Origin of the sequence: Cryobacterium melibiosiphilum (genome assembly GCF_003602235.1) — a bacterium.
Lineage (GTDB): Bacteria > Actinomycetota > Actinomycetes > Actinomycetales > Microbacteriaceae > Cryobacterium > Cryobacterium melibiosiphilum.
This window is the reverse complement of the sequence record NZ_QZVS01000097.1, coordinates 283,025-297,527: the sequence shown is the minus strand read 5'-3', so window position 1 is coordinate 297,527 and position 14,503 is coordinate 283,025. Positions and strand designations below refer to the sequence as shown.

Annotated in this window: 9 protein-coding genes; 8 read left to right on the top strand and 1 reads right to left on the bottom strand. The window is 68.0% G+C overall.

Translation table 11 applies throughout. The features are described from left to right. Positions 1-131 precede the first annotated feature (131 nt). The 3 genes from D6T64_RS21855 to D6T64_RS21845 are packed head-to-tail and all read left to right on the top strand — an operon-like array spanning position 132 to position 5,658. On the top strand, positions 132-752 hold the full coding sequence (locus tag D6T64_RS21855; protein ID WP_119976784.1) for a TetR/AcrR family transcriptional regulator: 621 nt from the start codon (positions 132-134) through the stop codon (positions 750-752). Beyond that, entirely contained in the window at positions 752-3,703 is a 2,952-nt protein-coding gene (locus D6T64_RS21850; RefSeq protein ID WP_119976783.1) for an MMPL family transporter, read from the top strand. The genes D6T64_RS21855 and D6T64_RS21850 overlap by 1 nt, the downstream gene beginning before the upstream one ends. Before the next feature lie 11 nt (positions 3,704-3,714). Then, the gene (locus tag D6T64_RS21845) at positions 3,715-5,658 is read left to right on the top strand and encodes a YhgE/Pip family protein (protein WP_158594939.1); all 1,944 of its coding nucleotides are present in this window, start codon (positions 3,715-3,717) and stop codon (positions 5,656-5,658) included. 136 nt (positions 5,659-5,794) lie between these two features. On the opposite strand, the gene D6T64_RS21840 is transcribed toward D6T64_RS21845, so the two are convergent. Continuing rightward, positions 5,795-6,631, bottom strand: coding sequence for a sugar phosphate isomerase/epimerase family protein (locus D6T64_RS21840; RefSeq protein ID WP_325049819.1), 837 nt, complete (start codon positions 6,629-6,631; stop codon positions 5,795-5,797). 283 nt (positions 6,632-6,914) lie between these two features. Here D6T64_RS21840 and D6T64_RS21835 point away from each other — a divergent pair, with 283 nt between their 5' ends. From D6T64_RS21835 to ilvC, 5 genes are all read left to right on the top strand, one after another. Continuing rightward, positions 6,915-9,143 (top strand): bifunctional alpha,alpha-trehalose-phosphate synthase (UDP-forming)/trehalose-phosphatase, encoded by a 2,229-nt coding sequence (locus D6T64_RS21835; protein WP_233551511.1) that lies wholly within the window; start codon positions 6,915-6,917, stop codon positions 9,141-9,143. A gap of 69 nt (positions 9,144-9,212) precedes the next feature. Continuing rightward, on the top strand, positions 9,213-10,907 hold the full coding sequence (gene ilvD / locus D6T64_RS21830; protein ID WP_119976780.1) for a dihydroxy-acid dehydratase: 1,695 nt from the start codon (positions 9,213-9,215) through the stop codon (positions 10,905-10,907). A 72-nt stretch (positions 10,908-10,979) separates the two neighbouring features. Next, a complete protein-coding gene (locus tag D6T64_RS21825) occupies positions 10,980-12,836 on the top strand; it encodes an acetolactate synthase large subunit (protein WP_119976779.1) in 1,857 nt (618 codons plus the stop codon). 2 nt (positions 12,837-12,838) lie between these two features. Continuing rightward, positions 12,839-13,372: an acetolactate synthase small subunit gene (ilvN, locus tag D6T64_RS21820; protein ID WP_199719257.1), complete on the top strand. Its 534-nt coding sequence runs from the start codon at positions 12,839-12,841 to the stop codon at positions 13,370-13,372. Positions 13,373-13,454: 82 nt separating this feature from the next. Continuing rightward, positions 13,455-14,483, top strand: coding sequence for a ketol-acid reductoisomerase (ilvC, locus tag D6T64_RS21815; RefSeq protein WP_119976777.1), 1,029 nt, complete (start codon positions 13,455-13,457; stop codon positions 14,481-14,483). Positions 14,484-14,503 lie beyond the last annotated feature (20 nt).

Genomic DNA, 14,503 nt, shown 5'->3' with positions numbered 1-14,503 from the left:
CTACCGAAGCCTGATTTGGGTGTCGAAATTTTGGGCGCCGAATCTGTCTGACCAATCTGGGCAATCTGGGCAATCTGGGCAATCTGACCGATCGTGCAGATTCTGACCGATCGGACAGCTACGATCGTGTCGTGACTGAAACCGAACACGCCAACCTGCCCGCCGAGAGCATCCGCTCGCGAACGGGACGGGAGCTGCGCGCGGTCGCCCTGGCCCAGTTCGCGTCGGTGGGCTTCGCGGCGACATCGCTGCAGCACATCGCCGATGCGGCGGGGTTCTCGAAGTCCAGCGTGCTCTACCATTTCGCCTCGAAGGAAGCGATCCTGACCGAGGTGCTCACCCCGGCAATCGATCATCTCGAGAAGATCCTCGACCGGTTCGTGGCAGAGCCTGACAGCGTCGAATCTCGGAAATATTTCGTGGGTGACTTCATCGACTTCGTGCTGCACTATCGCTTCGAGTTGCACACCTTCATCAATCAGGGCCAGTCCCTGGTCGGCATCGAGGTCGTCGACCGGGCCCGCGCGCTCGTCGTGCGGCTCGCCGCATCGATCTGCGACGAGCAGGCCAGTGTGGAAGACCGCTTGCGGTTCGGTATCGCCCTCGGCGGCGCCGCGTACACGCTCGTCGCCGGCATGACCTACCTCGACGACGACCTCGCCGCCGATGACGACCTGCGCCCCGCCCTCGTGACGGTGCTCACCGAACTGCTCGCCCCCGTGTCGCACACCCTGTCGAGAAAGCAGCCCTGATGGCCACCCTTCTGTATCGCATCGGACACTTCGCCTATCGCCGTGCCTGGCTCGTCATCGGAATCTGGGTGGTGCTGCTCGGCGGCATCCTCGGCGGCAGCGTGGCCCTGAACGGGCAGACGCAGGAGTCCTACGCGATTCCCGGCACCGAATCCCAGGACAGCATCGACAAGCTGGCCGCGGTGTTCCCGTCGGCGGCCGGCGCGGCCGTGCAGGTGGTCTACGAGACGCCGGCGGGGGCATCCGTCACCGACCCGGTCTACCAGGCCGCGATCGAAGCGATGGGCACGGCGATGGAGGGCGTCGACGGCGTCGACACCGTGATCCTGCCCTACTCCGAGTACGCCTCCAACGCGATCAGCGCCGACTCTTCTGCCGCGTTCACGCAGGTTCAGCTCGCCGGGCAGTCGACGGATGTCACCCCCGAGACGCTCGCGGAGCTCACCGCGACGAAGTCCGTCGGCACCGACGCCGGCCTCGACGTCGCCTTCGGCGGCCAGGTCTTTCAGGACAATACCTTCGGCATCACCGTGACCGAGGTCTTCGGGGTGCTCTTCGCCGGGGTCGTGCTGATGATCACCTTCGGGTCGCTGATGGCCGCCGGGATGCCGCTGCTGATGGCGCTGATCGGCGTCGGCGTGGCGATCGGCGGCATCTCGGCGATCAGCGCGTTCGTGCCGGTGTCGAGCACCGCGCCGATGCTCGCCCTGATGCTCGGGCTCGCGGTCGGCATCGACTACTCCCTGTTCATCCTGTCGCGGCATCGCACGCAGCTCGCGAACGGGGCCGACCCGCATGAGTCGGCCGCGACATCCGTCGCCACCGCGGGAAGCGCCGTTGTGTTTGCCGGCGTGACCGTGATCATCGCCCTCCTGGGGCTGCTCGTGGTCGGCATTCCCTTCTTGAGCGTGATGGGCGTCGGCGCGGCGTTCGCCGTGCTGGTCTCGATCGGCGTTGCCATCACGCTGTTGCCCGCCGTGTTGGGACTGGCGAAAGCGCGGCTCGCGCCGAAACCCGGCGGCCGCGCGCACCGACGCGCCACCACGCCCGACACCGGGAAGCCCACGATGGGACGGCGCTGGGTCGGCCTGGTGTTGAAGGCCCCGATCGTGGCGCTCGTCGCGGTCGTCGTGATTCTCGGCACGCTCGCCATTCCCGCGCTCAGTCTCGACCTGAACCTGCCCGATGGTGCCTCGGAACCGGCCGGGTCGACCCAGCGCGAGGCCTTCGAGATGATCGACGCCAACTTCGGTCCCGGCTACAACGGGCCGCTCATCGTGGTGGTCGACATCACCCAGACGACCACGATCTTCGAGGACCTCGACGTGATCGCCACCGACCTGCGCGCCCTGCCGGGCGTCGCCTACGTCGGCGACGGCACCCCGAACCCGACCGTGGACACCGCGATCATCCAGGTCATGCCCGAGACCGCGCCCGACGACCCGGCGACCAAAGACCTCGTGCAGGCCATCCGCGACATCGCGCCCGGCATCGACACCGAGCTCGGCACACCGATCACGGTGACCGGCGCGACCGCGGTCGGCATCGACATCTCCAACCGGCTCACCAACGCGCTGATCCCGTTCGCCCTGATCGTGGTCGGGCTCTCGATCGTGCTGCTGATGATGGTGTTCCGCTCGGTGTTCGTGCCGATCAAGGCGGCGCTCGGCTTTCTGCTGTCGGTGTTCGCGTCGCTCGGCGCGACCGTGGCGATCTTTCAGTGGGGCTGGTTCGCGGACGTGATCGGCGTCGAAAACCCCGGCCCGATCCTGAGCTTCCTGCCGATCCTGCTGATGGCGGTGCTGTTCGGCCTCGCGATGGACTACGAGGTGTTTCTCGTGTCCGGGATGCGCGAGGAATTCGTGAAGACCGGCAAGGCGCGCGAGTCGATCATCTTCGGCTTCGCGCACGCCGGCCGGGTCGTGACGGCCGCGGCCCTGATCATGTTCTTCGTCTTCTTCGCGTTCGTGCCCGAGGGCACCGGAGCGATCAAGGGCATCGCCTTCGCGCTCGCGGTCGGGGTGTTCCTCGACGCGTTCCTGGTGCGGATGACCCTGGTGCCGGCCGCGATGGCCCTGGCCGGCAACGCCGCCTGGTGGCTGCCGCGCTGGCTTGCTCGGGTGTTGCCCAACGTCGACATCGAGGGTGTCGGCCTGCGCCAGCACCTCGCCGACAGCGAGTGGGCCGGCCGGCAGCAGGCCGCCATCACCGCCGAGGCGCTCGTCGTGGGGCTGCCCGCGCCGGAGGGGGCCGCTGAGGTCGGCCCGGTCGGCCAGCTCGGGCCCATCGACCTGGTGGTGCCGGCAGGATCGATCGTGACGATGGCCGGGGAGACCGTGGATCGCCGCGTGCTCGCCGCCACCCTCGCCGGCCGCCTCGACCCCGTGTCGGGTCGCCTGCAGGTGCTGCGCGCGCCGCTGCCCAGCGAACGCGCCCGGGCGCTCCGCACCGTCGCGCTCGCCGACGTCGGCGGGGGTGCCGGCCTTGGCGGCACCGTCGGCGATCTGATCGGCACCCGGCTGAGCCTCACCCGGCCGAGCCGGCCGAATCTGCCGCTGCCGGGACTGCGCGTGGCCCGCGCCGGCGCGCAGCTCGCGGGCTGGATCGACCGGCTGAATGCGGCGCTGGGCATCCGTCTCAGCGAAGCAACCACCCTGTCGTCGCTGACCGCGCTCGAACGCGCCGCGGTGATCGTGGCGGCGGCGCTCGCCGAACGACCCGGAGTCGTCTTTGTCGATCTCGGCGATGGACCGCCGGCCGATTCGGCTGGTCGAGAACTCGTCACGGTGCTCGCGGCCCTCGCCCCGGCGACGACCACTCTCGTGCTCGGGGCGACGTCGTTCGGATTCGAACCCACGGGCGACGCCGCGGGGCTCCGCGCCCAGCAGCACCTTGACCTGACCCGGCTCGCGTTACCCAGCATGCCAATCCGAAAGGCCCTGCAGCCATGATTAACGCAGCCATGAGTAACGCAGCAATGAGTAACGCGGTCGACAATCTGTTCCGCCGCACTTCGGGCCAGCGCCGCCGGGGTCTGTACGGCCTCGTCGCCGGCCTCATCGTCGTGCCGCTCTTCGTGGCCGGCCTGTTCACCGCCGCTCTCTCCGCCGCCGACGAACGCATCGACACGATCCCGGCGATCGTCGTGAACAACGACGAATTCGTCACCACGACCCTGCCCGACGGCACCGAGCAGCAGGTGCTCGCCGGTCGCCAGCTCGTCACCGAACTCACGGCGTCCGCCGCCGACGGAGGTTCGGCGGCCGGCTTCGACTGGACCATTTCCAATTCGGCGGATGCCGCGGCCGCCCTCGAACGCGGCGACGCTTACGCGGTGCTCACCATTCCGGCCGACTTTTCGGCCTCGGTGACCTCGCTGGGTGGAGCTTCACCCACCCAGGCCGACCTCGACATCCGTACCGACGACGCCCACTCCTACCTGGCCGGGTCGGCGGCGCAGTCGGTCGGCACCGCCATGACGAGCGCGTTCGGGCAGGCGATCACCGCGCAGTACCTGACCGCGCTGTACACGAACCTTGCCGAGCTGGGCGGTTCGCTCATCGACGCGGCCGACGGGGCAGCCCAGGTGTCGACCGGGGTCACCAGCGTCGCCACCGGGCTTGACTCGCTTGCCGCCGGAACCAGCGAGGCCGCCACTGGCGCGACAGCCGCCGCGACCGGTGCAGCGTCGTTCGTGACCGGCGTGAGCGGGTACACGACCGGCGTCGACTCGCTCAGCACGGGCCTCGGCACCCTCAGCACGGGCGCGGCCGGGCTCACCCCGCTCGCCGAGGGCTGGGGCTCGTACACGGGCGGCGTTACCAGCGCCGCAACGGGCTTCGACGGGCTGAGCGCCGCGCTGCTGCAGAACCCCACCAATGCCGGCTTCGCGCAGGCTCTCGCGGAGTTCGATGCCGGCCTCGACACCCTCGCCGCGCAGGGCGCCGGCCTGAGCCAGCAGACCACGAGTGCGGTAGCCGGAGTGCAGGGCGGGATTGCAGCCAGCGCGAGCGGCGCCGCCCGGCTGTCGGCCGGGTCGGCCGAGCTACGCCTCGGCGCGAGCGGGGTAGCGACCGGCGTCGGTTCGCTCTCGTCCGGGGTTGCGGAACTGGCAACCGGGGCGTCGGCCGCAGCCGACGGTGCCCACGAACTCGAAACCGGGGCCAGCGCCCTGGCGACCGGACTCGCGGAGGGGGCGGAGAGCGCATCCGTTCTCACCGAGACCGACGCCGAGGCGACGGCCGCCGTGGTCTCCGCACCGGTCGGCGTGACGACCGAACGCAACAATGCCATCGACTCGATCGGGCCGATCATCGGCATGCTGTTCGTGCCGGTGGGTCTGTGGATCGGGGCGCTTGCGATCTTCCTCGTGTTCAGGCCGCTGACCGCCGTGGCGCTCGCCTCGACGGCGAGCACCGGGCGGCTGCTGTTTCGGGGCCTCGGCCGCGCCTTCGGGCTCGCCGCGGCGCAGGCTGTGCTCGTGACCCTGCTGCTGCACGGCCCGCTCGGCGTGTCCTGGACGCTGCTGCCGGCGACGCTCGGCTTCGCGGTGCTGCTCGCAGCGGTGTTCGTCGCGGTGCACCACCTGCTCACGGTCGCCTTCGGCCGGGTCGGCATCGTGGTGTCGCTCGTGCTGCTCGCGCTGCAACTCGTCGCGACGGGCGGACTGTATCCGCTGCAGATCGTGGCCGGGCCGTTCCAGAGCGTGAGCCCGCTGCTGCCGCTGACCTGGGCGGTGCAGGGGATGCAGGCCATCGTCAGCGGTGGTTCGAACGCGGCAGTGGATGCCGGCGCCGCCGCGGCCGTGCTGACCCTGTTCCTGGTGGGCGCGGTTCTGCTCTCGTGGTTCACGATCGCGCGCAAGCGTGGTGCCCGCTCGTTCGCGCTGGCCCCGGTGCGCGCATAGGCCAGGTACGCGCATTGGCCAGGGTGCGGCCGCGTGACCGCGCCCGAATTGGGCAGCCACTACGGCCGTTACGGTAGCGCACACCGATATCGGGCGCGGTCCTGCCAGAAACGTCGTGGGGGCCGCCGGAGGCGGGCTACGCGCGGCGGCCGAGCGCCTCAATCGCCCGGCGCGCCCGCGGAATCCGCTGCTGGCGCGGCTCGACCGTGTGCAACCGAGCGAATGCGACGGTCTCGAGCAGCAGCTCAAGGCGTTCCTGTTCGGTCTTCGCTTTGCGGGTGTTGACCTCCGCGACGATCTGCCCCGTCCAGCCGGTCGCCGCGAGGTGCTGCAGCACCTCGGCGACCGGCTCGTTGCCTCGTCCCGGCAGCAGGTGCTCATCGAAGATTCTGCCCTCGTCTGACGACGTCGAACCATCGCACAGGTGCACGTGGCGGAGCCGATCGCCCAGCGCCGTCGCGAGCTCCAGGCTGTTCACCCCGCTCAGCGCGGCATGCGAGAAATCGAGGGTCACGGCGTCGCAGTCGATGGTGCTCGGATTCCAGCCGGGTGCATAGGCCTGCAATCTGCGGCGGCCCACCTGCCACGGGAACATATTCTCGACCGCCATCTCAATGCCGGTCGCGGCGGTGATCTGCCGCAGCTGATCGAGAAAATCGACGGCATAGCCGACCTGCCACCGGAACGGAGGATGTACGACCACCGTCGTCGCGCCGACCTCCACCGCCAGCTGCGCGCTTTTCTCAAGCTTTACCCGCGCATCCACACCCCAGACGAAGTACGTCAGCGGCAGGACCGGGGCATGGATGGACAGGATGGGCAGCTCGAAGCGCTCTGACAGGGCACACAGCCGACCGGCATCCTGAGTGATCGAGTCCTCGGTGACCATGATTTCGAGGCCGTCGAAACCGGCCTGCCGGGCCAGTCGAAACGCCTGCTCGGGGGGCAGTGGAGAGACGCAGGTCGTGCTCATTCCGACGCGGATCATGAGGCTGAGCTTAGGTATCGCCGGTGAACGGCTGGCAACCGTTGGGCAACGGGTCGTGGTTGCACCCGGCTCGTATCGGTACGCCGCTCGTCTGTACCTCGCTGTCTCTGTTTCTCGCTGCCGGCCGGCTCCCGAACAGGGCACGTTCGGGTGGCTGCGGTATCCTGAGAGCCCATGGCAGGAGCGCCGCCGCTGCGCCCGGAACGGATCATCTATCTCACTCTCCGCCGAATCCCCAGCCACTGATACCGCCAGCGCCGAGTCGCCGGTGGGTACCTTCTCGCTCGTCGTCGTCTCCAACCGCTTGCCGGTCGATCACGAAGACGGCCCCGAAGCCCCCGATGGCACGGCGACGGATGTCTGGCGCACCTCCCCGGGCGGCCTCGTCACCGCGCTCGAGCCGCTCATGCGCAGCTCCGGGGGAGCGTGGGTGGGCTGGCCCGGTGTCGCCGACCGCAGCTTCGAGCCCTTCACCAACGACGGCATCAACATCGTGCCGGTGCGGCTGAGCGCAGAGGAGCTCGAGGAGTACTACGAAGGTTTCTCCAACGACACCCTGTGGCCGCTGTACCACGACGTGATCGCGGCCCCTGCCTTTCACCGCGAAACCTGGGAAGCCTACGTGACCGTGAACAAGCGGTTTGCGGCGGCCGCCGCGGCATCCGCTGCCCTCGGTGCCACGGTCTGGGTGCACGACTACCAACTGCAGCTGGTTCCCCGCATGCTGCGCGAGGCCCGCCCCGACCTCGTGATCGGATTCTTCAATCACATTCCATTTCCGCCATATGGCATCTACGCGCAGCTGCCGTGGCGAAAGCAGATTCTGCACGGCCTGCTGGGCGCCGACGTCATCGGCTTTCAGCGGCTGGCGGATGCCGGCAACTTCTCCCGCGCCGTGCGTCGCCTCTACGGCTACCCGACCCGCGGCGTGGTCATCGACGTGCCCACGAGCGAAGGCCAGGGCCGCTCAGGAGCCACCCGCCGGGTGATCGCCAAACACTTCCCGATCTCGATCGACGCCGTGGCCTATGAAGAGATGGCCCGTCGCCCCGAGATCCAGGCGCGTGCCCGCCAGATTCGCGAGGACCTCGGCAACCCGAAGACCCTCATGCTCGGCGTCGACCGCCTCGACTACACCAAGGGCATCGGCCACCGCATCAAGGCCTTCGGAGAACTGCTCGCCGACAAGCGGCTCAACGTCGAAGACGTCACCCTCGTGCAGGTCGCGAGCCCGAGCCGTGAGCGTGTGGAGACCTACAAGGCCCTGCGCGACGAGATCGAACTGGCCGTGGGCCGCCTGAACGGGGATTTCTCCACCATCAGCCACACCGCCATCAGCTACCACCACCATGGCTACCCGCGTGAAGAAATGGTCGCGCTCTACCTCGCCGCCGACGTGATGCTCGTCACCGCCCTGCGCGACGGCATGAACCTCGTCGCCAAGGAATACGTCGCCGTGCGCTTCGACGGCGACGGCGTGCTCGTGCTGAGCGAATTCGCGGGGGCCGCCGACGAGCTCAAGCAGGCGATCCTGATCAATCCGCACGATATCGAGGGCACCAAAGACGCGATCGAACGTGCCGTGGTGATGCCCAAACGGGAACGCACCCGGCGGATGCGGGCACTGCGCAAGAAGGTCTTCGACAACGATGTGGCCGCCTGGTCGGCATCGTTCCTCAGAACACTCACCGGAGGAGCCGCCGTGCAGGCTGGAATACCCCAATCCCTGCGGGTGGCGCTCGGCGAGATGGCCGCCGCCGACTCGCTGCTCGTCGCGCTCGACTTCGACGGCACGCTCGCACCGCACGTCGACGAACCCGAAGACGCCCGCGCCGTCGCCGGCACCCGGGAGGCCGTGCAGCGCCTGCTCGACCAGGACGGAGTGCGCGTTGCGCTCGTCTCCGGCCGCGCCCTCGCGAGCCTGCAGCACGTCGCCGACCCGCACCAGGACGTGCTGCTGACCGGCTCGCACGGTATCGAAATGCGCCTGGACACCCCCGACGTCGAGATCAACCTCCTCGCCGGTGAAGTCGAACAGCTCGACACCCTGGCCCGGGTTCTCGAGGGCATCTCCGGATCGGTGGCCGGCACCACGATCGAGCGCAAACCGGCCGGGATGGCCATCCACACCCGCTTGGCCACCACGAAAGACGGCGAACGTGCCCAGCGCGAGGCCCGCGAACAGCTGGGCGAGCAACTGCCCGGTCTGACCGTGCGGGAGGGCAAGAACGTGCTCGAATTCTCGGTGCGGTCGCGCACCAAGGGTGACGCCCTCGACGTGCTGCGGGCCCACACCGGCGCCGAGCGGGTCTTATACGCCGGCGATGACGTGACCGACGAGGACGCCTTCGCGGTGCTGCGCGACCTCGATCTGGGCCTCAAAATCGGGCCCGGCCCGTCGCTGGCCGGCCACCGTGTGCGCAGCCCCAAGGAGGTCACCGAAGTGCTGAACCTGCTGGCCGACCTGCGGGAAGCGGCGCGGCCGACGAGTTCATAGTGGGGCTGCAGGTGTCGCCGAACGTCGCCCGTGAACAGACCTGCGGGTCAGGCGTTCTAGACTCGTGGCATGTCTGAGATCGATCTGAAACCACGCAGCCGCGACGTCACCGATGGCATTGAAGCCACGACGTCTCGAGGAATGCTCCGCGCCGTTGGAATGGGCGATGCCGACTGGGACAAGCCCCAGATCGGTATCGCGAGCTCGTGGAACGAGATTACGCCCTGCAACCTCTCCCTCGACCGCCTCGCGCAGGCGGCGAAGGAGGGCGTGCACTCCGGCGGCGGCTATCCGCTGCAGTTCGGCACCATCTCGGTGTCCGACGGCATTTCGATGGGCCACGAGGGCATGCACTTCTCCCTCGTCTCGCGTGAGGTCATCGCGGACTCCGTCGAGGTCGTCATGCAGGCCGAGCGTCTCGACGGCTCCGTGCTGCTGGCCGGCTGTGACAAGTCCCTGCCGGGCATGCTGATGGCCGCCGCGCGCCTCGACCTCGCGAGTGTCTTTCTCTATGCCGGTTCGATCGCTCCCGGCTGGGTCAAGCTCAGTGACGGCACCGAAAAAGACATCACCATCATCGACTCCTTCGAGGCCGTCGGCGCCGTGAAGGCCGGCCGCATGAGCGAAGCGGATGCCAAGCGCATCGAGTGCGCGTTCGCTCCCGGCGAGGGCGCCTGCGGCGGCATGTACACCGCCAACACCATGGCGAGCGTCGCGGAAGCCCTCGGAATGAGCCTGCCCGGCTCGGCGAGCCCGGCATCCGCCGACCGCCGCCGTGACTACTTCGCGCACCGCTCCGGCGAGGCCGTCGTCAACATGCTGCGCCTCGGCCTCACTGCCCGCGACATCCTGACCCGCAAGGCCTTCGAGAACGCGATCGCCGTGGCGATGGCGTTCGGCGGCTCGACCAACGTCGTGCTGCACCTGCTCGCGATCGCCCGCGAGGCCGAGGTCGAACTGAGCCTCGACGACTTCAACCGCATCGGCGACAAGGTTCCCCACATCGGCGACCTCAAGCCCTTCGGCAAGTACGTCATGAACGACGTCGACCGCCAGGGCGGCGTGCCGGCCGTCATGCGCGCGCTGCTCGAAGCCGGACTCATCCACGGCGACGCGCTCACCGTGACCGGCAAGACCGTCGCCGAGAACCTCGCCGAGATCGACCCGCCCGAGCTCGACGGCGAGGTGCTGCGCACCCTCGACAACCCGATCCACAAGAGCGGCGGCATCACGATCCTCAAGGGCAGCTTCGCCCCCGAGGGCGCGGTCGTGAAGACGGCCGGATTCGACGCATCCGTCTTCGAAGGACCGGCACGCGTGTTCGAACGCGAACGCGCCGCCATGGATGCCCTCACCGACGGTGAGATCAAGGCCGGCGACGTCGTGATCATTCGCTATGAAGGCCCCAAGGGCGGCCCGGGCATGCGCGAGATGCTCTCGATCACCGCCGCCATCAAGGGCGCGGGGCTCGGTAAGGATGTACTACTGTTAACGGACGGACGATTCTCAGGCGGCACAACCGGACTGTGCATCGGCCACATAGCACCCGAAGCGGTGGACGCAGGTCCCATCGCCTTCGTGCGCGATGGTGATCTGATACGGGTCGATATCGCAGCTCGCTCGCTCGACCTACTGGTCGCCCCTGATGAGCTCGCCGCCCGCCGCATCGGCTGGGCCCCGCTTCCGCCGCGCTACACCCGCGGCGTTCTCGCCAAGTACGCCAAGCTCGTGCACTCTGCCGCCGAAGGCGCCATCACCGGCTAAGTCACCGGCTGGTACACGCTTTCGGGCTGACTGCACCTCCCATCGAATCACCGACGTAGGGATCTTCCTTTCATGAACGCGGAATCTTCAACCGTGCCATTGCCCGCTGCCAGCGCGAACTCCCCGGCCGGAGCGCCGTCTGCCGTTCCCACGGCCCCCGTTTCGACCCAACCCGAGGTCCTCTCCGGGTCGGGCGCGATCATTCGCACCCTGGAGCTGCTGGGCGTCACCGACGTCTTCGGCATCCCGGGTGGCGCCGTCATCCCGCTCTACGACGAGCTCATGACGCAGGACAAGATTCGCCACATACTGGTGCGCCACGAACAGGGCGCCGGCCACGCCGCCCAGGGCTACGCCTCGTCGAGCAACCGGGTCGGCGTCGCCATCGCGACCTCCGGCCCCGGCGCGACCAACCTGGTCACGGCGATCGCGGATGCCTACATGGACTCCGTTCCGCTGCTCTGCATCACCGGCCAGGTCTTCTCCACCCTGATGGGAACGGATGCCTTCCAGGAGGCCGACATCATCGGCATCACGATGCCGATCACCAAGCACTCGTTCCTCTGCAAGCGCGCCGAAGATATCCCGGCGGCCATCGCGGCCGCGCACCACATCGCATCGACCGGCCGCCCGGGCCCGGTGCTCGTGGACATCACCAAGGACGCCCAGCAGGGCCTCGCGCCGTTCATCTGGCCGCCGAAGCTCGACCTGCCCGGCTACCGGCCGGTCACCAAAGCCCACGGCAAGCAGGTTCAGGCCGCCGCTCAGCTGCTCCGGTCCGCGAAGAAGCCCGTTCTCTATGTCGGTGGCGGTGTCATTCGCGCGCAGGCTTCGGCCGAGCTTCTCGCGCTGGCCGAAGCGACCGGTGCCCCCGTGGTGACGACGCTGATGGCCCGCGGCGCGTTTCCCGATTCGCACCCGCAGCACCTCGGCATGCCCGGCATGCATGGCACCGTTCCGGCGGTGCTCGCGCTGCAGGAGAGCGACCTGATCGTCTCCCTAGGCGCCCGCTTCGACGACCGGGTCACCGGCAAGATCAGCGAGTTCGCCCCGCACGCAGCCGTCGTGCACGTCGACGTCGACCCGGCCGAGATCTCGAAGATCCGCAACGCCGACGTGCCGATCGTCGGTGACGCCAAGGAGGTCATCGCCGACCTGACGATCGCCTTCGCCGACGCCCTTCGAACCGGAACAGGCACCGAGAGTGTGGACACCGCCGACTGGTGGACCTACCTGAACGGCCTGCAGGAGGAGTTCCCGCTCGGCTTCAGCGAACCGGCCGACGGCCTGCTCGCCCCGCAGTACGTGATCAAGCGCATCGGCGAGCTCACCGGCCCGGAAGCCGTCTACGCGGCCGGGGTCGGCCAGCACCAGATGTGGGCCGCGCAGTACATCAAGTACGAACGCCCGAACGCCTGGCTGAACTCGGGCGGCGCCGGAACCATGGGCTACTCGGTTCCCGCCGCGATGGGCGCCAAGGTCGCGCAGCCCGACCGCGTGGTCTGGGCGATCGACGGCGACGGATGCTTCCAGATGACCAACCAGGAACTGGCCACCTGCACGATCAACAAGATCCCGATCAAGGTCGCGATCATCAACAACTCCTCGCTCGGCATGGTGCGCCAGTGGCAGTCGCTGTTCTATGACGGACGCCACTCGTTCACCGACCTGAACACCGGGCACGGCACCGCGATGGTGCCCGACTTCGTGAAGCTGGCCGAGGCGTATGGTGCGCTGGGCATCCGTGTGACCAGTGCGGACCAGGTGGACGACGCCATCAAGCTCGCCCTCGCGACGAACGATCGCCCCGTGGTGATCGACTTCATCGTGAGCCGCGACGCGATGGTCTGGCCGATGGTGCCGCAGGGCGTCAGCAACAGCTATGTGCAGTACGCGAAAGACCACGCACCGACCTGGGGAGAAGAATAACCGTGACGACGCACGTACTGAGCCTGCTTGTCGAAGACAAACCGGGCCTCTTGACCCGCGTCGCCGGGCTGTTCGCCCGCCGTGGTTTCAACATTGAGAGCCTCGCCGTGGGCCACAGCGAAATCCCCGGCCTGTCGCGCATCACGATCCAGGTCGACGTCGAAGACGTGCCCCTCGAGCAGGTGACGAAGCAGCTGAACAAGCTGATCAACGTCATCAAGGTCGTGGAGCTCGACTTCTCACAGTCGGTGCAGCGCGAACACCTGCTGGTGAAGGTGCGCACCGACAACGCGACTCGCTCGCAGGTGCTCGAAGCCGTCAACCTGTTCCGCGCGCGCGTCGTCGATGTGGCGACGGATGCCGTGGTCATCGAGGTCACCGGCGACAGCGGCAAGACCCAGGCCCTGCTGCGGGTGCTCGAACCCTACGGCGTCAAGGAGCTCGCCCAGTCCGGCCTGCTCGCGATCGGCCGCGGATCGAAGTCGATCACCGAACGCGTCTTCAAGGTCTCGACAAGCTCGACCACCGACCGGTGATTTCTTCCGAGACTTTCGAGTCTTGAACTTGTGACAACGAACACAATACTTTTGACACCGAACACAATAAGGAGCAACAAAATTGTCTGAGATTTACTACGACAAAGACGCCGACCTGTCGATCATCCAGGGCAAGAAGGTCGCCGTCATCGGCTACGGCTCGCAGGGACACGCCCACGCGCAGAACCTGCGCGACTCGGGTGTCGAGGTCAAGATCGGCCTGAAGGCCGGCTCGAAGTCGACCGCCAAGGCCGAGGAAGCCGGCTTCACGGTTCTCTCGACCGCCGAGGCCGCCGCCTGGGCCGACGTCATCGTCATCCTCGCGCCCGACCAGGTGCAGCGTCACCTGTACAAGGACGACGTGCTTCCGAACCTCGCGGCCGGCAAGGCCCTCGTCTTCGGACACGGCTTCAACATCCGCTTCGGCTACATCACGGCGCCCGAGGGCGTCGACGTGGTCATGGTTGCGCCCAAGGGACCGGGCCACACCGTGCGCCGCGAGTTCGAAGCCGGCCGTGGCGTCCCCGTCATCGTCGCCGTCGAGAAGGACGCCTCGGGCAACGCCTGGCCGCTCACGCTCAGCTACGCCAAGGCGATCGGTGGCCTGCGCGCCGCCGGCATCAAGACCACCTTCACCGAAGAGACCGAAACCGACCTCTTCGGCGAGCAGGCCGTGCTCTGCGGTGGCACCTCGCAGCTGATCCAGTACGGCTTCGAGGTTCTCACCGAGGCCGGCTACCAGCCGCAGGTTGCCTACTTCGAGGTGCTGCACGAGCTCAAGCTCATCGTCGACCTGATGTGGGAGGGTGGCATCGCCAAGCAGCGTTGGAGCGTCTCCGACACCGCAGAGTACGGCGACTACGTCTCCGGCCCGCGCGTCATCGACCCGAGCGTCAAGGAGAACATGAAGGCCGTTCTCGCCGACATCCAGAGCGGCGCGTTCGCCGAGCGTTTCATCGCCGACCAGGACAACGGCGGAGTCGAGTTTCTCGCGCTGCGCAAGAAGGGTGAAGAGCACCCGATCGAGGCCACCGGCCGCAGCCTGCGCAAGCTCTTCGCGTGGAACGCGTCCAACGACGACGACTACACCGACGGCTCGGTCTCGCGCTAGCCTCGATTTTTTTTGCTCGT